Here is a 24,268-nt window from a genome sequence, read left to right on the forward strand (position 1 = left end):
AAAGATCTTTTTGCTTCTTTGGAATGCTTTATTCCTTGTATCACTCATGCTGTAAAATATTGTTTTTCAGTATGGTGATAGAAGGTGTGTTCACGCATCTGAAAAAGACCATGTTATGTATGAGATTGTTTTTTTGCATAAAATAAGCGAAACAGCATATGGATCAAGCCAAATATTTTGGGTAAGCTTATCCGGTGAATCTGTGAAGTCAATGACATAAGTGATTGGCAGGAGAAATCTATTCAAGGTCAAGAGATTGATTTATAATCATTCATTGTCTTGCAGTTTGGATGAGAGATAATCATACTGTAAACTTCTTTTATTTCAGATTTCTTTCATGTTGAATCATTCTAAATTATTTGCTCAACGATTACAGATGAGGCTGGTGTGTGGATAAAACGCTTGAAGATAGAGAATAAAATTCTCCTTATAAACTCTCTTAAATGCAAGAATGATTATAGCAGGTTGATTGAAAAACTATACTGATACTAGTTTGCATTTTTATGCAGATAAAGATGGTGGTGTACAATGGATTTACCTTTAGATCATTCTCATCATTATAGGATTATAGGAAGCGCCTACGGAATCGGTTTGAGACATTGAAACACGCGCTTTTTTAAAAAGCACGTGAATTGGCCATACAATAATGTTCTGTTTACATGGACGTGATATTCTTAATATGCCACTACTTGTAAGAGAAACAGATCTTTCATAAGTGCTTAAACATTGCTCTCTGTTTTAAACATTTTCCCTCTGCTAAAAGTGTGATCATTAAGCGTCATTGCGATTTTTTCTGCATTTGCTTTTCTCACACAAGCAAAGAGGTAACTTTCTACACTGGGTTCTCTTCGCGCTGAGAAATTTTTAGATGTTGCCTTTAAAATATAAAAGCAAGTTCAAAACGTAAAAGCTCAAGGTATATTTTTCTAAAAAAATATTACGTTGATTTGTCATGATAAATCAATATTTTCAGCTTTTATAACTCCAAATACCGTAAGTTTTTCTGGTCTTAAGTTCTGTTGTATTGGATCAATTAAAGTTGTCTGCTTGCACGTTGGGGGTGGTGTATGGCTAAAAACATTTTAAAAAGGAGCGAGAATATCTTTTAGGATCGTTTTCGGTTTCAGCTGTTTCTGACTCTGAAGGTAAGTTTTGACATTCTTTTGCAATTTTCTCCAGTTTTAAAAGAAAATCTTCTGTTAAGGGATAATTTGCAATGAGAGGTGATGTAAGGTGATCATTATATGAAGGCTCTCATGGTGCCAAGAGCTGTTGCAATATTGGGAGTTGGCAAATAATATGGTGGTGTAGACTTGCATCTTTATGCGCATAAAGATGGTGGTGTAACATGGATTTACCATTATACCATCTCTGAATTCTGTCATGAAATGGGCATTGGTTGGGTTGAGGAGCATTCCTTGAAAAAAGCGGGGAATGAGCAACATAATGGCGTTTTGTAGCGCTCTCTTTTTCGTGAGAGGCATGTTTCTATAAAGAGAGAAACCAATCTGATTATGGATTGATAAGGAGCAAAAAATTTCGTCTTTTATGAGAAAGAGATCAAATAGTATTGTCGTGGTTGTGGCACAATATGAAAGAGCTTGTTTGAAAGGCATCTCTATTCTTCATTAAAGATTTTTCTTCCTTAAAGATGGGAGTAAAGATTAAAATTTCATGCCTGGAATAATGAGGGGATTATCCATTATAGCGGTTTTGTCTGCAGTATCTATTGCTGGCTTGTTAAAAAAGGCATTGAAGAGTTTCTCTATTGCTTCTTTTTCAACATTGTCGGCAATGATGACAAAACGTGTTTGTATTATTCCTTTAGGCCATTCTGAAAGTCTTATTGGTGGGTGAAAAAATGTTTGTATACCGTGTAAAACAAGTGGGCGGTTTGGGTCGTCATGCAAGGCGATAATTGCTTTAATACGTAGTATTTTTGCGCCATAAAAGTCGTTTAGGAGATCTAAAAAACTATGAAGGGTTGCATAATCTATAGGCTCTTTACAATCTAATGAAAAAGCTTGGATGGTTGAGTGGTGCGTATGATCATGGGAAGTAAGGGGGCGTCCTTGTTGAAGTTGTGTATTTTCTGCTTTTTCATCCCATAATGTTTCGCTTATGAATGCATTTAAACAGAATTCATTAGAGTGGACATCGATAATTTGTGCTGTAGGGTTTATTGTTTTGAGTGTCTTAAGCAGTGTATTTGAAAGCAGTTTGGGATTGTTAAGGTCTGTTTTGGTGAGAATAATTTTGTCAGCAAGTGCTAACTGTTTGTGTATTTCGGGATAGCGTTTGAGTATGGAAAGTGTGTTTAAGGTATCAAATGTTGCAAGAACAGTTTCAATCGATAATGTTTGCATTAACAATGGATGGCTTAAAAGAGCTTGTAAAATAGGCGCAGGATCAGCCATCCCTGTTGTTTCAATGATGATGCGATTGAGTTGCTTGAGATTGCCCGTTTGAACGCGATTTACTAAATCAGTTAATGTATCGATAAGATTACTGCGTAAGTTGCAGCATAAGCAACCATTGGCAAGTTCAATAATTCCTTCTGTCGTTTTTTCAACCAAGAGATGGTCAATGCTTACTTCACCAAATTCATTGATAATCACAGCACAATCAGCCAAAAGAGGATTGCGTAGCATTTTGTTAAGCAACGTTGTTTTGCCAGAGCCTAAAAATCCGGTAATAAGCGTGAGGGGAATGCGCTTTATTTTCATGCTTATCATCGACCGTAGTTTGCGGCCTTCTTTATAGAGCTGTTTGTTGGTTTTTTATGCGGAATGTAAAGTTTTTTTAGCGGTTTTACTGTGATTGTAGGTTCCTGTGGTGCACTAATGAGTCGCACTTGTAAAGGAAGTACAAAGGGGGGAGGATCAGTAATAAAAGGCGAAGAAAAAATAATCTTTCCTTGATCGTCATAAGAATTCGCATGCATTTTTATGGCTTCAGGGGTGCACATTTGTTGTTTCATATCGCTTACTTGTGTTCTCTTTGTACCATAGGGTTTTAGTGTTGCCAGTGTTAATTGGGGCGTTCCTTCGTGTAAAAAACCTGTTTCGAGGAGATGTGCGGCATTTTCTTCTCTTTCACTTACATTGTTCGCTCCTAAAATGACAGCAATAATTGTGCGTTTCTTGCGGGTCGCGGAGGCAACAAGATTAAAACCAGAGGCACAAATGAAGCCTGTTTTCATGCCATCTATGCCATTAAAACGACCAATGAGGTTGTTTGAATTGGGCTGCACTTTTCGTTTGTTACCAAAATCAATCGCAGGAATAGAAAAATAATGAGCATATTGAGGAAATTCACGACGAATGTGAATCGCTAAAAGAGCAATATCGCGTGCTGTGGAGTAATTTTGTGGATCTGGTAATCCACTTGCATTGGCAAAATGTGTACCAAACATTTTTAAACGTTGGGCTTCAGCATTCATTTTTTGTACAAAAGCTTCTTGTGAACCGGCAATCGCTTCACTCATGGCAATGGCTAGATCATTGGTGGAAGTCGTCAAAGTAATGGTTAAGGCTGTGTCAAGGGTGAGGACAGAACCAGCTTTATAGCCTGAACGATGTGGTGCGGCTTTTGCTGCATATTGGCTGATGGTAATCTGTTTGTTGGGTGAAATTTCCCCTGCATTCATGGCGCGGAAAATGACATAAGCGGTCATTAATTTTGTTAAGGAAGCAGGATACCAACGCTCAAAAGCTTGATTGTGTGCTAAAATACGTCCCGTTGTAACATCAACAGATATAAAGGGCTCAGACAAAGCAAGAGTGCTTGTCAAGCTTAAAAGGAATGACAAAAAAAGATTTGTGAAGAGTCGTTGCATTAAGTTTAAATCCAATACCTTCTTATCAGGGACGTAGAATTGTTTTAATTTAGTACAAAACTTTTAATTCTATGATAGAGAGGGAAGATGGTTCATACCGTATGCGTTGTTCTGCTGAGATAGAAATATTATCATTCTTTATTTTTCCCCTTTGTTTTCAACTTCGTAGCTTGAAAAAGCCCCTCGGGCAATACCTTTTTGATAACGGACATGCGCAAAGCTTCACCTTGTGTTGGTGGTGTTCTTCATCGCAGAAGAGTAGGCTATTGTGCTGGTTATCTATGCATTTTCTTTAAAGAGATCTTTCATTTCATCTTCCCCCATCTCTTAGTGCAGCTTGTAAATATGTCCTCTACAGTTATTAAGTATCACCATTTTTATATTCTGCTTAAAATGTACAGATGATCGTGATATTCTACTTATCAACTTCCCATATTGCAACTTTTCTAGTATTGAGACAGTTTATTAGAGGTATAGTTAATTATTACTTACAATATTTTTGTTCACACATTGCTCTTTCTCGTAAAATAAGCTGTAAACAAACTTTTTGGATGTATCCTTCTCGGTGAGTCAGATAGAAAATGCGCCTGTATTTGGTATTTTGAACTTCATATAAAAAAATAAATATTTTATGAATCAATATGTTGATCATGATTTTTTAGTTTTTCAAGCTTTTTAATAGCACAAGCGGGTAGCGGTGGAGGACTAGGATCTTTCGCTGCTAATAAAAGCAGTTCATCACAAGCTGTTTCTGTTTTTTGAACGAGTTGGTTTAGAAAATCGCGTTTGCTTAAACCGGCTTCTATAGGGGGAAGAATGCGAACGCGAATTGTTCCAGGATAGCGACGAAAATTGCCTCGTGGCCAATATAAACCGGCATTGTGGGCAATAGGAACAACTTGAAGGCCGAGTTCATTGTAGAGAGCAACAATTCCTGATTTGTAATTTGGTTCCTGACCGGGTTGTCGGCGCGTTCCTTCGGGAAAGATCAAAATTTGGCGTCCTTGTTTTGCTTTTTCTTTGGCTTTTTGTATGATGGTTTTTAAGGCTTTAATAGGTGTTGTTCGGTTAATGGGGATAATTTGTGTTTTTGCCATGTACCAGCCAAAAAGAGGAATCCATGTCAGTTCACGTTTTAAAATTAGAGCGGGGTCATCCAAGTGAGGGACAAGACCAAAAGTTTCCCATGCAGATTGATGTTTTGGAGCGATGATATAAGCTCCTTTGGGAAGATTTTCTAAACCTTCAATTTCATAGGTTGTACCAGCAATGTATTTTTGCAAAAAAAGAGTGACACGCGCCCATGTTTTGGGAACAATCCAAGCTTTTTTGCGTGGCATTAAAAAATAGACGGGCGCGTAAAGAATCATTTGTAAAAAAGTGGTAGTATAAAAAGCGAAGGTAAAAAGAAGAGAACGAAGGATGAGCACTATACTTTCCTATTTTATATTTATAAGAAGATTGGATATATAACGTAATTTATACGAGAAAACATCTTTCTTTCTATTTTTTCAAAAGTCTCTTTTCGGAAACCTATTTTCCGATCTTTAACAACATAAGGAAAAAAGGTTGATGAAACGACAAGAAAACCAAAACAAATTTTTTATTCCACGGATTTTATCTATTGCTGGGACTGATCCTTCTGGTGGCGCTGGAATGCACGCGGATTTAAAGGTTTTTTCAGCCATGAAAACCTATGGTATGAGTGTGGTTACAGCTGTCGTTGCACAAAATACGCAAGGTGTGCGTGCTTTTCAAGCCTTGGATGCTTCTTTTGTTGCTGATCAAATTGATGCCGTTTTTGAGGATATTCATGTTGATGCTGTTAAAATTGGTATGGTGGCAAATGCTCAGATTGCTGAGGTTATTGCAGAGCGTCTTGCTTATCATAAAGCGCGCTTCATTATTTTTGATCCCGTTATGGTCGCAAAAAGTGGTGATGTTCTTTTACAGCCTGATACGATTGAAATCATGCGTGATGTTCTTGTTCCTATGGCAACTTTGATTACACCAAATTTACCGGAGGCAGCTTTGTTGTTAGGATGTAAGGTGCAATGGTCGTTAGACGCTATGTACCACTATGCTCCACAGCTTTTGGCACTTGGTTGTAATGCTGTTCTGTTGAAGGGTGGACATTTGAATACTCTTGCTAAAGAAAGTACAGAAAATCACGCTTCTTCTAGTCCAGATCTTTATTGTGATGGTGAGGAGCTTGTTATGCTTGAAGCTATGCGGCTCATGACTACTCATGATCACGGTACGGGTTGTACTATTTCCGCTGCAATTGCAGCTTTATTGCCAACACAACCTTTGCTTTGTGCGGTTAGACAAGCAAAGGACTATTTGCATGGAGCCTTATCTGCTTCAACGGCTTTGCAAGTAGGGAAAGGACGAGGTCCTCTTCACCATTTCTATGAATTATGGAAGGATGTATGAAATAATTGCGAAACAAAAGTTTTCTGTTCTGTTTTGTGTTTTGTCGTTATATTGTCTGTAGTTCCATAAAAACACATCAAAACAAGTGCCATTTGATACGCGGTTTTTACGCAATGGGAAGAAGCGTAATGTTTTATAAGTTATTGTTTTTATATATACTTTTAGCATTAAAGGAGAATTTTGTTAAAGTGGACTTTGAACCTTAAAAATCAAGAGAAGAATGAAAAATCGTAAAGGGCAGAATTTGGGAGCAAAAGTGAGAGAGAAAAATTTGGAAGGTCGTTGAAGATTTTTACAGAGATTGTAAAAAGGTTAGTTCCCTTTGAAAGATTTTTTAAAAATTAAACAAACAGTTTAAATGCACTTTAAAAACAGCTAAACAGTGAAAGAAATTTTCTTGATTATTGGGAACTCTATATTCTTTGTGACGATAAAGATAGTGGTTCTCTCTTTTCGTTTAGAATTATAGCATTGATGAGAGCTATTATTATCATTTTACTTTCAAGTGCTTTTCTAAGTTTTGTTTTATTAACAATATTGTTAATATTGATCGATTTTAGACTCTGTTATGCAATCACACTTGGCATTGTTAGAGATGGTGTGTTTCTATCACTTTTTTTATTTACAATCATTTATAAACATTTAGTCGGCTTTATCGGGGGAAAACAGAGGGGAGAATTTTGGTGGATATTGTAATTATTTTGGGGTCCGTACGTCAACCATCGTTAACAAAAACCGTAGCCAGTTGCTTGGCTGATTATCTTTTGATGCGGGGAGCATCGCTTCATTGGGTGGATTTGCGTGAACAGCCTTTGCCGATCGCTGATCCAGATTATCACCATAATGTTGAGGCTCATCCAAGTGTTGCGGTACGTCAGTTTGTTAAAACAATTGCGGCAGCTGATGGCGTTATTCTCGCGAGCCCCCTTTATCAAGGGTCTTATTCAGGTGTTTTGAAAAATGCTCTTGATCATTTGGCCTATGATGCCTTCTTAAACAAACCGGTTGGGCTTGTTTCTCATGGTAGTACAATAAAAAAATGTGCACAACCGTGTGAGCATTTATTGCCGGTGGTACGTACGCTTTATGGTTATCCGCTACAATGTCAAATTGCTTCATCCAAGCAAGATTTTGCATCGGATGATGAGGGGCGTACATGGAACGTTACAAGCAAAGAGGTACGGGAACGTTGTGAGCGGCTTGCTGATGAAATGTGCGCATTTTTAAACCAAAAGGGTGGGGGGTATAATAAAAAATGATGCGCAATATCGTTATTTAGTGGTTGCTGGTACGGGGATGCTTGCTCCCTTGTGTCAGTCGCTAGAGCTGCAAAAAGTGATTATTGCAGCGTGTTTTCTTTCTCATCAAAATCAGCTTGAGGTTTTACAAAAAAACTCTCTGTGTGTGCCGTTGGATTATTATTGTGCCGCTTCACGGAATAATTTTTAAAAGCTGTGGCACAATGGCATGGATTACAATATTGCATATTGTGGGTTCATTCGTCTGCCCATACATTTTCTTGCGCATTGTTTGAGCGGTTGGCTCTTTTGGCTAGACCACCGTGTATTCTTCATGTTTTTGGTTCCAATTCTCATGGTAAAAGCATTGTTGATTGCGCGCGCAAAAATAAGGTGGATTTCATATCCGTTCAATGAGGACGAAAAACAACACAAAATGGTTGGTGCTGGCTTACTCATCAGGAGATAAGCCAAAAGCTATCGGATGCTGTAAAAGACTATATGTAAAAACTAAAGCTATGATTCTTGAAGATAGTAAGTGAGAGATTTTTGTATCTTTTTTAAGACTCAATATTTTTTATGAAATGGGTAATAGAAAAGTCAATCAAGGTTTTTCTAAAGCTTCGCTGGAGGTTTGTTTGCACGAGATTTAGAAAGAGTAATTCAGAAAAATTGAAGTGCGTATGCTTAGTCAATGCGGAAAATGTGCAGGACAGCATTTATGATTGATATAATAAGCGCTAAAAAAATAATATCATGTGATGAGGTAGCAAAAATTATAAAAGAATGAGGCGTAATCACTCAAGAGAGAAAAATTACCTATACACTGAAAGTGTCGTTGGTGGTTAGTATATTTAGTTTAAATACGCGTTTTTTTGATACACAAAAGAGAGCAGCTAAGCTCTTGTCGTAGCAGATATTGTGCTGGTTATCCGTAATGTCGCCAAAGAAGTTACCATAAAGCTAAAAAAACAAGTGGTGTATTTGCTTGAGTTTGAAGTTTGGTGATGGGCAATAAGATTTGGCGTATGCAAGATATGTTGGAGATAAATCTTCAGTCAATTTACACTAAAAGAGGTCATGATATCTTATACAGGAAACTCCTTAAATAACGCGATTTCAGCAAAGGGATTGATCATCACCAATTGCGACTTTTAAAGGAGAGAAAAAGATTCATCAAGGGAACTGTAATTTGGTACTTAAATTTTGGACTAAGTGGAAAGAGGCGGAATTATCTTTAACTTATTGTTTTTAATAATTTTTGATATCAAAAGAGGTTTTATAAAATTGGAATTTGGGAGCAAAATGAGAAAAAGCTTTGAAAGATTTTTGAATACCCTTTGAGAGCCCTTTGAAAATCTTTATGAAAAAACAAATTGGTGCAAAAGGAAGTATCAAAATATAGAAAATCTCATGATAAGCTACACTGAAACTCACCGATAAGTTACGGTGACAATGTAAAGAAATCATATAAAACTTACGGATAATAACAGTTCTTAAAAAATTAAAATTTGTAAGAATGAGTCTACCAATGCAAAAGTCAAATGGAGCGGGCGATGGGATTCGAACCCACGACCCCAACCTTGGCAAGGTTGTGCTCTACCCCTGAGCTACACCCGCTCACCGATTCGAAACATTTTTGCTTCAGACGCTGCTTGTATGGCTTAGGCTTTAGCGAATTGCAACAAAAAAATAACATGTCAGTTTGATTTATTTTATAAATATTTCAAAAATAAAAATAAAGATTGATTTTGGTAGGACTTTTCAATAATTTAACTCGTCTTTCATTGAAGCAAAAAAGGGGCGGAGTGGAATGTTGAAAAGAGTCAATATATTAGGGATTTTGATTGCAGCTGTTTTTATCATGAATAGTTTTGCAAAAGCAGATGATCACGTTAAACATATTAAAGTTGCAGTTACACAAATTATGGCGCATCCTGCTGCGGATGCTGTTCGCAAGGGTGTTGTGGATGCGTTGGCAGAAAATGGTTATAAGCAGGGTGAAAATTTTGAACTGACCTTTTTGTCAGCACAGGGCAATATTTCTACTGCAACGCAAATTGCACGTAAATTTGCTGGTGATAAACCCGATGTTATCGTAGCAATTACCACACCTTCAGCACAAACAATGGTTGCGGCAACAAAAACAATTCCCATTGTTTTTGCTGCAATTTCTGATCCTATTGGAACCAAAATAGTCTCTTCACTTACCAAACCTGGTGGCAATGTCACGGGATCTTCTGATCGCATAGATGTGGAGGGGAGTATTAAACTCTTGCAAGAAGTAAAGCCAAATTTAAAAAAAATTGGTTTTCTTTATAACGCATCTGAAGCCAATTCTGTTGCAACATTGAAGGCGTTAAGGGATGCAGCAGATAAAGCTGGAATTGAAATCATTCCGTCATCAGCGCCTAAACCTTCTGATATTCAAGCGGCAACACGGGCTTTAGCTGGTAAAGTGGATATCATTTTTGTTCCTGCTGATAATACGGTTCTTTCTGTTTTAGAAGGTGCAGTACAAGTTACACAGGAAACAAATACGCCTCTCTTTACCGTTGATGCTAATTCTATTGGACGTGGTCCTTTTATGACACAGGGAGTCAATTTCTATGATGTAGGGGTTGAAGCCGGAAAATTGGCTGTGCGTATTCTAAAGGGTGAAAAGCCTGGCGATATTGATGTTGTGCAAGCGGCGAATAATGATATTAGAATTGATATGAAAGCAGCACAAAAGGTTGGTATTGTTATTCCACAGACAGTGATAGAACGCGCAACGAAGGTTCTTCAGTGATCTTGCATTGATGTCATCTGAACAAAATGAAAGTACATTAATTTTTATGGGGTCAATCTTTGGATGAGTATGTTTGCGTTTTCTGGCGCTATGGAATTAGGCCTTATTTATGCTTTTGTTGCTATAGGGGTGTATCTTTCCTTTCGTGTCTTGGATTTTCCGGATTTAACGGTTGATGGTTCATTTCTTCTTGGATCCTGTGTTTGTGGTGTATTGATTCTTTTAGGTTTCAATGCGTGGGTTGCTATGGCATGCGCTTTTTGTGCGGGTATGGTGGCAGGTTTGGTAACAGCTTTGCTCAATTTGCGTTTTGGCATTTTAAACCTTTTGGCTTCTATTTTGACAATGTCGGCACTCTATACGGTTAATCTTCGTATTATGGGGATTATGGGAGGCTCTAATATTAATTTGGCGCTTTCTGACACGGCTTTAACACCTTTTTATAATCTGTTTGGTTTACCTGATATTTTTGTGCGTCCTCTTTTTGTTGGTACTGTCTTGCTGGTGGTGGCATTTTTGGTCTGGCGCTTTTTGGAAAGTGAAATAGGTCTTGCTATGCGCGCAATGGGTGCTAATCCACGGATGGCTACCGCGCAAGGCGTTCATACCTCAGCGTTGATTTATTTTGGTATGGGGCTTTCCAATGCTTGTGTTGCGCTTGGCGGTTCCCTTTATATTCAAACTGCGATTGCTACCGATATTACTGGTGGAGCTGGTACAATTGTTTTCGGTTTAGCGGCGGTTATTATTGGGGAAACCCTCTTTCGTACACGCAGTATTTTTTGGATTATTTTCAGCTGTATTGTTGGATCTGTTCTTTATCGTGTTGCTGTGCAATTTGCTTTTGAAGCAAACGGCATTGGTATTGATACATCGACAGATCTTCAGTTAATCACTGCGCTGCTCGTTGTTTCAGCCCTTGTTGTACCGCGCTATTTGGGGGGGCGTAAATATGATTGAGTTTTCTCATGTCAGTGTTACTTTTAAACCGCAAACTCCATTAGAAAAACAGGCTCTCATTGATATTAATCTCAAGATTGATCAGGGTAGTTTTGTTACCGTTATTGGGTCAAATGGTGCTGGTAAATCAACTTTGCTTAGTGTTTTAGCTGGCGCAATTCTGCCCACTACAGGAAAAGTGGTCATCAATGGGCAAAATGTTTCTAGGCAATCAATCAGTGAGAGAGCGGGAAAGATCGCTTGTGTTTTTCAAGATTCATTAATGGGAAGCTGTGGTTCTTTAACAATTGAAGAAAATTTGGCTCTTGCTGCTCTTCGAGGAAATCGCCGTGGTTTGCGTTCAGCCTTGAATCATGAAAAACGGCAATTTTTTCGAAATGAAATTGCTCAATTAGGCATTGGTCTTGAGGCATATATTCATAATCCTATGGACAGTTTGTCAGGGGGACAACGCCAAGCCGTTTGTCTTGTGATGGCAACTTTAGCTCATGCGGATGTTTTATTGCTTGATGAACATACCTCAGCATTAGATCCTGGAATGGCCGATTTTGTAATGCAACTGACTGAAAAAATCGTTGAAGAGAAAAAATTAACAACTATTATGGTAACGCATTCTATGCGTCAGGCTCTCGATCATGGAGATCGTACATTGATGTTGCATGGCGGAAAAGTGATTTTGGATGTCTGTCAAGAAGAGCGTAAGGGCTTAGGTGTAAATGATTTAATTGGCATGTTTCAAAAAGTGCGTGGGGAAGCTCTTGATGATGATGCACTGTTAATGGATTGATATTTTGGCTCAGAAAAAAGCGCATGAAGTTGGTCAGTTTCTAACGCGTCTTTCACGTGCTTTTCCTATTGTTCTCATTTATGGACCAGATCGCGGTCTTGTTTGTGAATCTGCACAGCGTTTTGCTAAGCTTACACAGGTCGCAATAGATGATCCATTTTCAACGATTCGTTTGGATGCTGCTGAGATTGATAAAGATCCTGCTCGTTTGGGAAATGAAGCGCGTACTTTATCGCTGTTTGGTGGTGATCGTTTAATATGGATTTCTAATGGTGCAAACCAAAAAGGTTTTCTTACGGCTTTGAAGCTTCTCATTGAGGAGCCACCAGAAAAAAGTTTTATTCTTATTGAAGCAGGGGATTTAAAAAAAGGAACGGGTTTACGCAATGTTATTGAAACGGCATCAAAAGCGATGGCTTTGCCCTGTTTTGCCGATGATGCTCGCTCTCTTGATGCTTTGATGGATGAGGTTTTAAGTTATTTTCAAAAGACCATTGCTTTGGATGCGCGCAAGTGGTTACATGAAAGTTTGGGAGGGGATCGTCTTGTTTCTCGCAGTGAATTAGAAAAGCTTTGTCTTTATGCTTCAGAGAAACATATTACCCTTGAGGATGTGAAAGCTGTTGTCAGTAATGTGAGTGCTGTTTCTCTCGATGAAGTAGTTGATGCGCTTTTATTGGGGGATATCAGAAATTTTGAGGCACATTTTAACCAACATGCAAAACAAAATGGGACAGTTTTTTTTATTTTAAGTACAGCACAAAGGCATTTTCAGCAATTACAGCTATTGCGTTATCAAGTGGAGGTGGAAAGAAACTCTCCTTCTGTTGTGGTTGCTCAGGCTCGGCCTCCGATTTTTTTTCAGCGGAAAAAAGTCGTTGAGCAAGCTTTAAGATATTGGAAGTTAGAACATATTGCTTATGCTATGGAAAGAATTCAAACTGCTGTTTTAGAAAGCCGTAAAAATCCGCTTTTGAGTGAAGCTATCATTCGTCAAGCTTTGCTAGGGCTTACAATTGTTGCACGGCGCCAAATGGCTGCTTAAAATGCTCAGTTTTTGTGAAAACTCACAATTTTTTCTCATAAGGCTTATTTGTTTTTGAAAGATAGTGGACTTTCATAGGGAGATTTGATGGGGTTTTCATTTGTCAGAGGGATATTAAAAACGGGAAAGCAGCTTCATTTAAGAAGATATTAAGGTGTAAAGCTAAAAACCTCTCTCTCATTTTTTCATTCAGCTTTGCGATTTTTTCAAGCCTACGGTCATGTCTTTTCATAGAGGCATGTTTTTTTACTAAGCACAGAGCGCCGGAAAACAAAACACTGTAGACAAAACGCCATTGCGGTGCATACTCATAGCAATTGTTTTTATGAAATCTCTCTCAATGCACCAAGCCCATTTTACGATGGCGTTTGATATAACGATAAAGCCATTGAGCGCCGCCATCTTTACGCTTATGAAGAGCAAGCCTGCACCATCATTGTATTTGTTAGCCTGCAATATTGCGATAGCTCTTGGCGTTTGAAAGTTTCATAAGAGGCATTTTTACACCTTTTTTAGTTTTATTCACATGCTCATTTTGCTTTTGATGCGCAACTGAGTGATTATTCATGAATAACAGGTTTGAGATGAAAAAATCTTATCATTTTCAGGGGTGTTTATTGAGGTTGTAAGATAACAAAATAGTATTATAGATCAATTTGTTGTGTCTATTATTCATATAATTTGTTTGATGGAAACAAGAGAGCTGTGGAAAGGGGTTTTTTGTAGGTTTGCTGAAAGGTGAATGTTGATTTTATTTATGCGTTTGTCTGCTCACAAGAATGTTACGTTATTGCTTGCAAAATTTCTTTGTTGGTAGAATGGATTTTTCTCCGTATTGGCTTGATTGATGGCTTAGGGAAAAGAAAAATGCTCTTAAAATAGTGATTTTACACGATTTATTGAGTATAATTTTTTATATTTGAAAAATTTTATTAATTGTTATGGTCAAATGTGGGTGGAGATTGGACCATTATGCAAAGAAGTAAGTTCTGTTTACATTTTTGGGGAATTTGCAGACAAATTGTGGCTTTGAGGCTGTATTCATAGAGTCTTAAAGGTGAAAGATGCGTCCTATTCGGTTTGAAATAAAAAGATGCTGTTTTATGGAGAGAGGTTATTATTCTGCTCAAGAATTTAAAAGAAACTATTTGTGTCATGGTGTCTGTTTATTAGCAAGAATTGACAGATTTTAGGGCTTGATGTTCCATTTTTTCTTACTATTTTGGGGAGCATTTTCCAGATAAAAGTAATTTGTTAGTTGATTACGCAGGGAATTATCAGGTAGCCGCGTGATCTCATTATTTGTTCTTTTGTTGGGTTGTGGTTTTTAAAATGTTTGGTAGATAACTCTTGAAAAAACAGGCAGATAAATTATGACTTTGTGATCGTTTTCACAGAGTCTTTAAAGGTGAAAGATGCTCCATATTCGGTTTGAAAAAATAGCTCTCATTGGTATTGGTCTTATCGGTTCTTCTTTAGCAAGGGTGATTAAAAAGAAAAATCTCGCTGCTCAGATTTCTATAGCAACGCGTCGTCAAGAAACATTGAAAAGAGCACGTGAATTGGAACTTGGGGATTTTTATACAACCGATAATGCAAAAGCGGTTGAAGGGGCAGATCTTGTTCTTGTTTCTGTTCCTGTTGGAGCAAGTGCTGAGGTGGCAAAAACTATTGGTGATCATTTAAAACCTGGGGCAATTGTGAGTGATGTTGGTTCTACAAAAGCGTTGGTTATTGCAGAAATGGCACCTTTATTGCCCAAAACTGTTCATTTTATTCCAGGACACCCCATTGCTGGAACAGAATATTCAGGACCTGATGCTGGTTTTGCAGATTTGTTTATGAATCGCTGGTGTATTTTAACACCTTTTGCTGAAAGTGATGCTACGGCTGTTGCGCAATTGACAGCGTTTTGGGAAGCTTGTGGTGCGCGTGTAGAAAAAATGGAACCTAAACATCATGATCTTGTGTTGGCTATTGTTTCACATTTGCCGCATTTGATTGCTTATAATACTGTTGGAACAGCGAGTGATTTAGAAAAGGTCACCAATTCAGAAGTGATTGCTTATTCTGCTTCAGGTTTTCGGGATTTTACCCGTTTGGCATCTTCTGATCCTGTTATGTGGCGTGATATTTGTTTGCACAATAAGGATGCTATTTTAGAAATGTTGAGCCGTTTTAGTGAAGGGCTTGCTTCTTTAGAACAGGCAATTCGTTTGGGAGATGGTGAGACATTGTTTAACTTTTTTACACGCACACGTGCTGTGCGTCGCAGTATTATTGATGCAGGGCAAGAAATTGATGCCCCCGATTTTGGGCGCCACAGTGTTTCTAAAGAAGGTGGACAAAAGTAAGGATTTTTGTCGATTTTTTTCATTTTCTGGAAATTGATATTCCTTTAAGTGGTAGATTGCTATACGGAAATCTCTCTTGTGGCTGCCTGTTTTATCTTAAGACCTGCTTATGAACGATATTAGGAGAGATCCATTGTCATCACTCTCTTGATATCTGCAAGGTATAAATTGGCATCGTCATTTTATTTGCAAGCTCCCGATGTTGCGACAGCTTTTATATGAAAATAGATGATGAGGAGTATGTGTATTTCTTTACTTAAAGGCTTTTATCCATATGCTGGCCTTCTTTGAGATGCGTAAGGGAAGAGTTGTAATTGATTTGTTATGGATAAGGTAAAAATGAGAGAATGTTAAAGTCTTTGGCTTTTTCATTCAGCATGAGAACAATATATTATTTTTATAAATCAGTATATTGATAGAGAAAAGATAAGCGATTGTTTGGGTATAGAGACTGAGGCTCAAAAGATTTTATAGCGGCAAGATGGTTCCCTAGAGCATAGGGATGCACAAAGCAATTACGGAATTTAGAGTTCTTCTTTTAAGTGGTTGGAGAATTTCATATCATGCAATGCTTTGCTTTTTGTGCATAGTGGTTATTTCTAGATTATGTTTGTGTAATATATTGATACTCATGTTGTTTTTCAGCTGTTATTGAGTGTGTTCTGACATTGCAAAAAGATAATTGAGAGTGGTGTCTCTAAGTTTGCGATTTTATGGGTTGTTTGGTGTGGGTTTATATCAATCTATCCCATGTTTTTTGTAATATCAATGTGTTAATTCTATTGCTTTTCAGCGTTTTTGGCTTTTGATGCGTAAAATGTTTTGATTTGTTGTTTTCCTTTTTGTCTATAAGCTAGGCTTGACCGTATTGATGATTGCCCTTTATATTAAGAAATATTTGTTTTTAGATTTTTATGCAACTTGTAGAGATTAAGAAAGAATATTACCAGAAAGTATTGAGATTTGTTAAGGAATATCTTTTGGTATAGCTATCGTATTCTTGGGGATGCAGTCAGCCATTATTGGCGTGATAATGGAAGTGCTTTTGCTAGTCATGTCGCGCTGTCGGGGCTTTTAGCATTTTTTCCTTTTTTTATTTTTGGAACATCCCTTGCTCGTTTTCTTGGTGCTTTTACATATACGCCACAAAAAATTAAAGCCCTTGTGCAATTATTACCAGATGTCATTGCAGAGCCTTTGTCTCAAGAAATTATCAGTGTTTCAACTATTCAGCGCGGGGATGTGTTAACGCTTTCTGTCATTGGGGCGGCTTATTTTGCGTCCAACGGGATAGAGGCATTGCGTGCAGCTTTGAATAAAGCTTATCGCGTTGTTGATCGACGTAGTTTATTGTTTTGCCGTTTTCAAAGTTTGTTTTTTGTCATTCTTGGAGCCTTTGGTCTTTTGGTAATCAGCTTTTTGTTGATTTTAGCACCTCTAATGATCAAAATGATGCAAAATCATTCTTTTTTCATTACCGAACATATCGGTATTATTCGTGTATGGCGTTATATAATCGCGGCAGTGGTTTTATTTGTAAGTCTTTTGATTGTTCATAAGTGGCTGCCAGCAGAACGGCGGAAATTTATAGATATTTTACCAGGAATCGTAGTGACAATGTTAGTATGGTTTATGGCTTCCATTGCTTTTGCACAGTATTTAACAATGTTTGATTACATTTCTACCTATGCAGGGTTAGCCTCTATTATGGTTGCCATAATTTTTCTTTATATATTAAGTGCGATTTTTATTTTTGGAGGTGAAATAAACGCAGCAATTATATTTTATCGCAAGCATTTGCAACCTTCAAATGAATGAAAGAACCTTTTTGTGTGAAAGAAAGTCAAGAGATCCATAAACGAATCAAACTTGCCATCACTTTGTTGATTGATGCAGATGCTTGTCCTGTAAAAGATGAAGTGTACCGTGTGATGAATCGTTATCAGCTCAAAACATTTGTGGTGGCAAATCGCTTTTTGGCTCTTCCAGATGAAGAGCTTATTGAAAGAGTGATTGTACCTAGTGAATTTAATGGCGCAGATGATTGGATTGTTGAACATGTGCATGAGGCAAGTATCGTTATTACCAATGATATTCCTTTAGCAGCACGGGTTGTGCGAGCTGGGGGTGTTTGTCTTTCGCCCACGGGGCGTATTTTTGATGTCAATTCTATTGGTCAAGCTTTGGCAATGCGCAATTTGATGGAAGATTTGCGCGGACAGGGCAATATGACAGGTGGTCCTCGCCCGTTTGGTCGCAAAGAGCGTTCTACTTTTTTGTCAGCTTTAGATTTAGCGATACAACGTTTAAAAAGGCGCGGTCATTAGGTTATTGTGCTTCTCTTATGAAAGCTTTTATAAGCGCTTTGGCGTCGTCATTGGCCCATGGAGCAGCACCATTATATGAGGCGATGAGATGACCATTTTTATCAATCAGAAGTGTGATAGGTAATCCTAGAGCAAGCCCTTGTTTTCGCAGATTGTTAAAAATATCCATTGTTTCATCACGATAATAGATTAAATTGTCAGCATTCACATTCTGTAAAAATTGTTGAATTTTTTGAGGAGAAGCTGTTTTATCGGTATTAATAGCAATTACATCGAAACTTTCTCCACCAAATTCACGTTTTAGTGCTGCGAGTTCAGGCATTTCTGTGCGACATGGAGCGCACCAAATAGCCCATAGATTAAGCAATATTGGTTTTCCGGTAAATTCTGCGAGTGTGTGATCTTTTCCCTGAAGATCTTTGAAAGAAAATTCCTTCATATCTAAGGGTGTAGCAGCAAATCGCATATTGTTAAAAAAGCCTTTTGCGGCTTTTTGGAGCGCCGTTATTTTTTCTTCCTGTGTCTTTTTGCTCTCCTCTTCTGAAATAAAGTTGGCAACAAAAGACGCTCTCTTGTTATAAGAGCCTTTTGTGGCGTATAAACTGAGACCAGCTAAGATGGCTGCAATAAAAAAGGATGCAATGAAGAGCTTCTTTTTATTGTTCTTTTTTCGGTTGCTAACAGTTTGAGGAATCATGACTTTTATCCTTTGTAGGGGTGTTTTTAGAGTATGACAGATGAAAAGCTAAAGAACCAAATGTGGGGTGGCCGGTTTATAGCAGGACCTGCTGCCATTATGGAAGAAATTAACGCCTCGATAGATTTTGATCAAAAACTTTATCGGCAAGATATTGAAGGTTCACTTGCGCATGCTTTTATGTTAGCGCAAACAAAGATTATTTCGCAAACAGATTATGAAAAAATTGTTCATGGTTTAGAGTGTATTCGTCAAGAAATTGAGGATGGTACATTTGTTTTTTCACGAAAGCTGGAAGATATTCATATGAATATTGAAGCACGGCTTTGCGAATTGATTGGTCCTATTGCGGGGCGTTTGCATACGGCGCGTTCACGCAATGATCAAGTGGCTGTTGATTTTCGTTTGTGGGTGCGTGAGGCAACAGAAAAAATAGCGCAAGCTTTAAAGGGATTAATAGAGCAATTGCTTGTTCGAGCAGAACAACATGTTGATAGCTTTATGCCTGGATTTACACATTTACAATCGGCACAGCCTGTTACCTTTGGTCATTATATGATGGCTTATGTTGAAATGTTTGGTCGAGATTTGTCACGGATGCGTGATGCCATCAAACGCATGAATGAATCGCCTTTAGGGGCTGTGGCTTTGGCTGGTACAAGCTTTCCCATTGATCGTTTTATGACAGCAAAAGCACTAGGCTTTCGAGAACCAACACGCAATTCGATTGATAGTGTTTCGGACCGCGATTTTGCCTTAGAATTTTTAAGTGCTGGTGCCCTTTGTGCAATGCATCTTTCGCGTTTAGCCGAAGAAATTATTCTATGGTCAAGTGAACAATTTCATTTTATTCGTTTATCGGATGCTTTTTCCACCGGATCATCCATTATGCCACAGAAAAGAAATCCTGATGCAGCCGAACTTGTGCGCGCCAAAAGTGGACGACTAAATGGTGCACTCATCGGTTTGTTAACGGTCATGAAAGGATTACCCCTTGCCTATTCAAAAGATATGCAAGAAGATAAAGAATATGTGTTTGATGGAGCCTTAAATCTCGAATTATCATTGGCAGCAATGACAGGGATTATAGGGGATTTGCAAGTCAATAAAGAAGCGATGAGGCAAGCAGCGGATTTGGGTTATGCAACGGCAACAGATTTTGCCGATTGGTTGGTGCGTGAATTAGGGCACCCTTTTCGTGAAGCACACCATATTACGGGGCGTGCTGTAGCGTTAGCAGAAAAAAAACAGTGCAGCCTTAATGCTTTATCATTGAGTGAACTTCAAACCATATGTGCAGAGATTAATGAAACAGTTTTTGATGTTTTAACGGTTGAAAAATCAGTTGAAAGTCGTAAAAGTTTTGGGGGGACCGCGCCCTCAGAAGTGCTTTATCAGATTAGTTATTGGAAAAAATATCTTGTTACAGCTTAAAGGATGGAATTTATAATCCAACAAAATACAATAAAAAGAAAGATCGATAGGAGAGCAAAGGGCAGATGAAAATTATTTTAAGGAATTTAACAATTGTCCTTTTGGGAGGTATTGTTGTTGTTGGATGTGGACGTAAGGGATCATTGGAGATGCCACCTCTCAATGTGGAGAAGTCTAGGCAAGGCGCATCTGTTACTAAAGATGAAGAAGATAAGCCTTTTATTCTTGATCGTTTGATAAAGTAGGAGGGAAATGTGCAGTTTTTCTCTTATCATCAAGCTATGCTGTATGCTGAAGGTCTTTCAATTTCGACTCTTGCGCGGGATGTGGGGACACCGTTCTATTGTTATTCGGCTCATGCATTGGTTACACGCTTTCAGGACTATAAAAAGGCATTTCAAGATATGCCTAGTTTGATTGCGTATGCAATCAAAGCCAATTCTAATCAAGCCATTCTACAGCTGTTAGCAGCAAATGGATCGGGAGCTGATGTGGTTTCAGAAGGTGAATTACGGCGCGCGCTTGCCGTTGGTATTCCTGCCCACAACATTGTTTATTCTGGTGTTGGGAAAACAGTCAGAGAGATCGATTTTGCTCTTGCCCAAGATATTTATTGTTTTAATGTTGAATCAGAGCAGGAACTCGAACAATTGTCGCGGCGCGCTGTGGCGCTTGCAAAAACAGCACGGGTTTCACTACGCATTAATCCAGATGTTGATGCAAAGACTCATAAGAAAATTACTACAGGAAAGTCTGAGAATAAATTCGGCATTCCATTGTTGTTGGCAAGAGATGCCTATAAAAAAGCTGCCTCTCTTCCTGGATTGCAGGTTTGCGGTGTCGATATGCATATTGGGAGTCAGATCTGTGATTTAAAACCTTTTGAGGAAGCATTTCTTATTATTACAGATTTTGTGCGCCAATTATGGAGTGATGGCTATACGATAACACATATCGATATTGGTGGTGGGCTTGGCATACCATACGGGAATGAACAGCATGCTATACCCTCTCCTTTTGAGTATGCAGCATTGGTGAAAAAGCATATTGCACCTTTAGGGATCAAGATTATCGTGGAACCAGGGCGGAGCATCGTTGGTGAAGCGGGTGTGTTGGTGACGTCTGTTGTTTATTTGAAAAAAGGCAAAGGACGAAATTTCGTTATTGTTGATGCGGCAATGAATGATTTTATGCGTCCAACACTTTATGATGCTTGGCAAAATGTACTCCCTGTAAAACAAACACCTAAAGATGCATCACTCATTCGGGCAGATATTGTTGGTTCGGTTTGTGAAACCGGAGATTATTTAGCATTAAATCGTCAGGTACCAATTTTGGCACCAGATGATCTTTTGGCGATTACCGGAGCAGGAGCTTATGGTGCTGTAATGGCGAGCACCTATAATAGCCGGCTTTTAATACCGGAAGTTCTTGTCCAAGATACACGTTATGCGGTTATTCGTCCACGTCTTGATTATGCGCAATTGATAGGATGTGATCATATTCCAGATTGGATTGAGCGTTGTTAAGTGCTTTTGGTCTTATTTTTACTCAATTTTGATGAAAAAGTTTATTCTTTGAAAGGTATTTTCTGTGGGATTTACTGTGAATTCCATAAAATATTTTCTTTCAATAGAGTGAGAGAAGGTACATTTATCCATCTTAAAAATATCATGTCTTTTCTCTCTGATTGCAGTTTTCTTTTGCATCACCTACGTGTAAAAGTATAAAGTTGTACGAATATTGAGGGCAAGATTTGCTTGGTAAGCCTATGAGCTGAATCATATAAGTGGTTGGAAAGTAAAACTGACCTGAGAGGAAACAATCTGGTTACAGGTTGGTGGAGATTAAAGAACCTTCGTTTTTGAAGGCGAGGAGGAGATGAATATCTCAATTCACCGCTGTACAAGGGGAAAAATACTTGTCTATGGAAAATGAAAACATCAAAAGTTTTTTAATCATAAAGCTTTTGTGTGTGCGCATTTTTATGTGGTTTATCCTCTTATTTGAGCGGATATGGGTACAGTTGTTGCCGTTTTTCCTCGTTCTTAGTCTTTTTTGTTCGCTTAGTTGGTTGGGTATTTTTAGCATTCTCAGTTATTGGCCCCATGTGCTCTTACTTGGGCTTATGTTTTGCTTGGCTGTGGGAAGTTTATTTTTTCTTCGACGTTTTCGTTTTCCTACAATGAGGGACGTTAATCGGCATCTTGAACAAGTCAATGGTCTTAAAAATCAACCCATAAGTGTTCAAACAGATCATTTGTGTGCTGAAAATGATGACGGTTTTCATGCAATTGTTTGGCGTGAACATCAACGTCGTATGGCAAGACAATTATCCAATTTAAAAACAGGATTTATTTCTCTTAATAATGCGGCTTATGATCCTCTGGCTCTGAGAACTGTTTGTCTCTTGCTTTGTGTGTGCGCTTTTAGTTTTTCTTTTGGCTCACTGGGTGGACGTTTGGCAGATGCATTTGATTTGCGTCCTGTCATTGATGAAACATCGATGCGGATTGATGCTTGGGTCACACCACCTGCTTATACTGGTGTTGCGCCTCTTTATTTAACAAAAGATGAGAAAACACAGGTGACAATTCCTCAAGGCAGTGACCTCGTTGTCCGTGTTGTTAACGGTGCTGGTGTTACAGTAAAAGCAATTTCTGAAAAAAATGGGCAAGAAGTTTTGTTTGCAAAGAAAAATGAAAAGGTGGATTTAGATGAGCCAATCATTCATTTTGAAACACACTTAGAACATTCTATAGATTTATTGGTTTCATCACGGCATAAGCAACAGAAGTGGCATTTGCAGGTGATTAAAGATCAGCTCCCAACAATTCGTTGGCTGGAAAAGCCAGGGCGAATTTTGACTGGTTCGTTAGAATTACAATATGAACTGGATGATGATTATGGAGTGACAAAGGCTTTTGTTGAAGTAGAGCCTTTTTTACAACAGCACAAAAGCACTCTTTCTCTTTATAAGGCGCCTGAAATAAAACTGCTTTTACCACGTGGTGGAAAGGGTAAAATGCGAATGGTACAAGATGTATCAGCACATCCATGGGCTGGTGCGGAAGTCAAAATTACTTTGCTGGCAGAAGATGGGGCGGGACAACAAGGGCGGAGCAAAACTTTTGTGATGACACTTCCACAGCGTGTGTTTTCGAATCCTGTCGCGCGTGCGGTGATTGAACTGCGTCGTTTACTTGCTCTTGATACTTCTATGCGGGAGCGTGTACTCGATATGCTTTCGGCGTTGCTCGTGCGTCCAAAAGATGGGCTGCAAAATTTCACACATTTTCTTGTTTTACAGAGTGCATGGACAAGGCTTTCTATGGCAGAGACAGAAGATGAGTTGTGCGGTATCGTCGATTATTTATGGCAAATTGCTTTGGGTATTGAAGGCAATCAGCTCGAATCTGTGCAGAAAAATTTAAAACAAGCACAGGCTGCTTTGCGTGATGCACTTCGTTATGGTGCTCCAGCAGCAGAAATTGAACGGCTGATGGCAGATTTACGCCAAGCTATGGATACCTATATTCACGCTTTGGCTGAACGTGCTCAAGACAAGAGTCATCCTAATAATAATCTTCGTCGTCCTAATCTTTCAGAGGACTCATTAGAAAAAAAGCTCAATCTCATTGAAGAAATGGCAAAAACCGGTTCCTCTTTAGCAGCTGAACAGTTGTTGGCTGAAGTGGAACAAACTCTTGATCATTTGCACGTTCAAAAAGGGAATCAAGGTGGTGAAAAGCATCAGGACCAATCTGCAGGGATGAAAGAAAAAATGGATCAGCTTGGAGATTTAATGCGCCGCCAACAAGAACTTCTCAATGAAACACACCAGTTAGAAAAGAAACGACAAAGTGGGGAAAACATACCAGAACAGCAAAAGAAATCTTTAAAAAAACGTCAGGCTGAGTTGCAGTCTGAATTGTCTATGTTAGAAAAAGAGCTCTCTGCGCAAGGGTTTGAATCGCATGATGCTTTCAAAAAGGCAGAAGAAAAAATGAATTCTGCTGGAAATGCTCTTGAGCAGGGAGACAATCAAATATCTATGCAAAATCAGTCAGATGCTTTAGAAGATTTGCGGCAAGGTGCACAAAATATTGTGAAAAAAATGCGTGAAATGCTTAAAGAGGCTGGAGATAAGCAAAATGCTGCTTCTGGTGCTGAAGATCCATTAGGACGTCCACTTTCTTCAAAAACAGATCAAGAAGGAAAAGAAGGGATGAAGATACCACAAGAAAGTGATCAAATGCGAGCACGACAGATTTTAGAAGAAATTCGCAGACGTTTGGGTAAGGAGCATATCCTAGACGTAGAAAAAAACTATCTTGAAAGATTACTTCATTTTAATTAAT

General features: G+C 38.4%; 18 protein-coding genes and 1 tRNA gene. 14 read left to right on the forward strand and 5 right to left on the reverse strand.

The annotated features are described in order from the left end of the window. Positions 1-1,313 precede the first annotated feature (1,313 nt). A complete protein-coding gene (locus PVV64_RS00410; protein ID WP_273759112.1) occupies positions 1,314-1,460 on the forward strand; it encodes a DUF4102 domain-containing protein in 147 nt (48 codons plus the stop codon). A gap of 204 nt (positions 1,461-1,664) precedes the next feature. On the opposite strand, the gene PVV64_RS00415 is transcribed toward PVV64_RS00410, so the two are convergent. The 3 genes from PVV64_RS00415 to PVV64_RS00425 form a co-directional block, all read right to left on the reverse strand. Continuing rightward, the gene (locus PVV64_RS00415) at positions 1,665-2,726 is read right to left on the reverse strand and encodes a GTP-binding protein (protein WP_273759114.1); all 1,062 of its coding nucleotides are present in this window, start codon (positions 2,724-2,726) and stop codon (positions 1,665-1,667) included. A 5-nt stretch (positions 2,727-2,731) separates the two neighbouring features. Next, entirely contained in the window at positions 2,732-3,838 is a 1,107-nt protein-coding gene (locus PVV64_RS00420) for a D-alanyl-D-alanine carboxypeptidase family protein (protein ID WP_273759115.1), read from the reverse strand. 629 nt (positions 3,839-4,467) lie between these two features. Next, entirely contained in the window at positions 4,468-5,268 is an 801-nt protein-coding gene (locus PVV64_RS00425; protein WP_273759116.1) for a lysophospholipid acyltransferase family protein, read from the reverse strand. Between the two features lie 142 nt (positions 5,269-5,410). On the opposite strand from PVV64_RS00425, the gene thiD reads away from it, so the two are divergent. Further along, on the forward strand, positions 5,411-6,274 hold the full coding sequence (gene thiD, locus PVV64_RS00430) for a bifunctional hydroxymethylpyrimidine kinase/phosphomethylpyrimidine kinase (RefSeq protein ID WP_273759117.1): 864 nt from the start codon (positions 5,411-5,413) through the stop codon (positions 6,272-6,274). Positions 6,275-6,957: 683 nt separating this feature from the next. Beyond that, a complete protein-coding gene (locus PVV64_RS00435; RefSeq protein ID WP_273759118.1) occupies positions 6,958-7,533 on the forward strand; it encodes an NAD(P)H-dependent oxidoreductase in 576 nt (191 codons plus the stop codon). Positions 7,534-9,057: 1,524 nt separating this feature from the next. Here PVV64_RS00435 and PVV64_RS00440 read toward each other — a convergent pair. Further along, positions 9,058-9,132 (reverse strand) — tRNA-Gly (locus PVV64_RS00440). Between the two features lie 193 nt (positions 9,133-9,325). On the opposite strand from PVV64_RS00440, the gene PVV64_RS00445 reads away from it, so the two are divergent. The 7 genes from PVV64_RS00445 (at position 9,326) to PVV64_RS00475 (ending at position 17,776) form a co-directional block, all read left to right on the forward strand. After that, the gene (locus tag PVV64_RS00445; RefSeq protein ID WP_273759119.1) at positions 9,326-10,303 is read left to right on the forward strand and encodes an ABC transporter substrate-binding protein; all 978 of its coding nucleotides are present in this window, start codon (positions 9,326-9,328) and stop codon (positions 10,301-10,303) included. A gap of 63 nt (positions 10,304-10,366) precedes the next feature. After that, a complete protein-coding gene (locus PVV64_RS00450; RefSeq protein WP_273759121.1) occupies positions 10,367-11,263 on the forward strand; it encodes an ABC transporter permease in 897 nt (298 codons plus the stop codon). After that, a complete protein-coding gene (locus PVV64_RS00455) occupies positions 11,256-12,050 on the forward strand; it encodes an ABC transporter ATP-binding protein (RefSeq protein ID WP_273759123.1) in 795 nt (264 codons plus the stop codon). Before PVV64_RS00450 ends, PVV64_RS00455 begins: the two co-directional genes overlap by 8 nt. Positions 12,051-12,054: 4 nt before the next feature. Next, positions 12,055-13,095, forward strand: a complete 1,041-nt coding sequence (gene holA / locus PVV64_RS00460; protein ID WP_273759124.1) for a DNA polymerase III subunit delta — start codon at positions 12,055-12,057, stop codon at positions 13,093-13,095. 1,415 nt (positions 13,096-14,510) lie between these two features. After that, a complete protein-coding gene (locus PVV64_RS00465; RefSeq protein WP_273759125.1) occupies positions 14,511-15,449 on the forward strand; it encodes a prephenate/arogenate dehydrogenase family protein in 939 nt (312 codons plus the stop codon). Between the two features lie 963 nt (positions 15,450-16,412). Beyond that, a complete protein-coding gene (locus PVV64_RS00470; protein WP_273759126.1) occupies positions 16,413-17,267 on the forward strand; it encodes a YihY/virulence factor BrkB family protein in 855 nt (284 codons plus the stop codon). Further along, positions 17,264-17,776, forward strand: a complete 513-nt coding sequence (locus tag PVV64_RS00475) for a YaiI/YqxD family protein (protein ID WP_273759127.1) — start codon at positions 17,264-17,266, stop codon at positions 17,774-17,776. Before PVV64_RS00470 ends, PVV64_RS00475 begins: the two co-directional genes overlap by 4 nt. A gap of 1 nt (position 17,777) precedes the next feature. Here the strand turns inward: PVV64_RS00475 and PVV64_RS00480 are convergent, their stop codons facing one another. Further along, positions 17,778-18,473, reverse strand: coding sequence for a TlpA disulfide reductase family protein (locus tag PVV64_RS00480; protein ID WP_273759129.1), 696 nt, complete (start codon positions 18,471-18,473; stop codon positions 17,778-17,780). A gap of 33 nt (positions 18,474-18,506) precedes the next feature. On the opposite strand from PVV64_RS00480, the gene argH reads away from it, so the two are divergent. From argH to PVV64_RS00500, 4 genes are all read left to right on the forward strand, one after another. After that, entirely contained in the window at positions 18,507-19,907 is a 1,401-nt protein-coding gene (argH, locus tag PVV64_RS00485; RefSeq protein ID WP_273759130.1) for an argininosuccinate lyase, read from the forward strand. Positions 19,908-19,972: 65 nt separating this feature from the next. Beyond that, the gene (locus PVV64_RS00490) at positions 19,973-20,152 is read left to right on the forward strand and encodes an LPS translocon maturation chaperone LptM (protein WP_273719713.1); all 180 of its coding nucleotides are present in this window, start codon (positions 19,973-19,975) and stop codon (positions 20,150-20,152) included. 9 nt (positions 20,153-20,161) lie between these two features. Beyond that, complete coding sequence (gene lysA / locus PVV64_RS00495; RefSeq protein WP_273759131.1) at positions 20,162-21,436, forward strand: diaminopimelate decarboxylase; 1,275 nt, start codon at positions 20,162-20,164, stop codon at positions 21,434-21,436. Between the two features lie 398 nt (positions 21,437-21,834). Beyond that, positions 21,835-24,267 carry a TIGR02302 family protein gene (locus tag PVV64_RS00500; RefSeq protein WP_273759132.1) on the forward strand — a complete coding sequence of 811 codons (2,433 nt, stop codon included), beginning with the start codon at positions 21,835-21,837 and terminating at the stop codon, positions 24,265-24,267. The last annotated feature ends 1 nt before the right edge of the window (position 24,268 follow it).

Origin of the sequence: Bartonella sp. ML70XJBT.G (assembly GCF_028618575.1) — a bacterium.
Classification (GTDB): domain Bacteria; phylum Pseudomonadota; class Alphaproteobacteria; order Rhizobiales; family Rhizobiaceae; genus Bartonella.

What these genes read in the sequence shown, in the direction of transcription:
- PVV64_RS00415 (WP_273759114.1), bottom strand. Translation starts at nt 2,726, where the DNA reads ATGAAAATAAAGCGCATTCCCCTCACGCTTATTACCGGATTTTTAGGC.
- PVV64_RS00420 (WP_273759115.1), bottom strand. Translation starts at nt 3,838, where the DNA reads ATGCAACGACTCTTCACAAATCTTTTTTTGTCATTCCTTTTAAGCTTG.
- thiD (WP_273759117.1), top strand. Translation starts at nt 5,411, where the DNA reads ATGAAACGACAAGAAAACCAAAACAAATTTTTTATTCCACGGATTTTA.
- PVV64_RS00445 (WP_273759119.1), top strand. Translation starts at nt 9,326, where the DNA reads ATGTTGAAAAGAGTCAATATATTAGGGATTTTGATTGCAGCTGTTTTT.
- PVV64_RS00450 (WP_273759121.1), top strand. Translation starts at nt 10,367, where the DNA reads ATGAGTATGTTTGCGTTTTCTGGCGCTATGGAATTAGGCCTTATTTAT.
- PVV64_RS00455 (WP_273759123.1), top strand. Translation starts at nt 11,256, where the DNA reads ATGATTGAGTTTTCTCATGTCAGTGTTACTTTTAAACCGCAAACTCCA.
- PVV64_RS00465 (WP_273759125.1), top strand. Translation starts at nt 14,511, where the DNA reads ATGCTCCATATTCGGTTTGAAAAAATAGCTCTCATTGGTATTGGTCTT.
- PVV64_RS00475 (WP_273759127.1), top strand. Translation starts at nt 17,264, where the DNA reads ATGAAAGAACCTTTTTGTGTGAAAGAAAGTCAAGAGATCCATAAACGA.
- PVV64_RS00480 (WP_273759129.1), bottom strand. Translation starts at nt 18,473, where the DNA reads ATGATTCCTCAAACTGTTAGCAACCGAAAAAAGAACAATAAAAAGAAG.
- argH (WP_273759130.1), top strand. Translation starts at nt 18,507, where the DNA reads ATGACAGATGAAAAGCTAAAGAACCAAATGTGGGGTGGCCGGTTTATA.
- PVV64_RS00490 (WP_273719713.1), top strand. Translation starts at nt 19,973, where the DNA reads ATGAAAATTATTTTAAGGAATTTAACAATTGTCCTTTTGGGAGGTATT.
- PVV64_RS00500 (WP_273759132.1), top strand. Translation starts at nt 21,835, where the DNA reads ATGGAAAATGAAAACATCAAAAGTTTTTTAATCATAAAGCTTTTGTGT.